At 59.7% G+C, this 345-nt stretch carries 1 pseudogene; it reads left to right on the top strand.

Annotated features, from left to right (window positions below):
- A pseudogene (locus MUA00_RS00110) lies at positions 1 to 345 on the top strand (VENN motif pre-toxin domain-containing protein); the annotation flags it as partial.

The following is a 345-nucleotide window of genomic DNA, read 5'->3' as shown; positions in this document are numbered from 1 at the left end:
CCGGCATCAGCGTCTCCGGCGCATCGGGCATGTCAGCCAGCCAGATGGTGGCCGGGAATGCGATGGCGAATGCGGCGAATGCCTTAACGGGCATGTCCGGCAGTCAGGGGCATGCGGAAGGCACCACGTCGTCGGCCATCAGCGGTGGCAGCATTGTTATCCGCGACAAGGACAAGCAGAAACAGGATGTGGCTGACCTCAGTCGCGATGTGGAGAATGCCAACGGCAGCATTGCGCCGATATTTGACAAGGAAAAAGAGCAGCAGCGCCTGAAGGAGGCGCAGGTCATCAGCCAGATTAGCGGACAGATGAGCAACATCGTCATGACGCTGGGTGAGACCGAAG

Source organism: Dryocola boscaweniae (assembly GCF_025215095.1).
In the GTDB taxonomy this organism is placed as follows: Bacteria; Pseudomonadota; Gammaproteobacteria; order Enterobacterales; family Enterobacteriaceae; genus Dryocola; species Dryocola boscaweniae.
The sequence above is the reverse complement of the archived record's forward strand: the minus strand, read 5'-3'. Positions and strand labels throughout refer to the sequence as shown.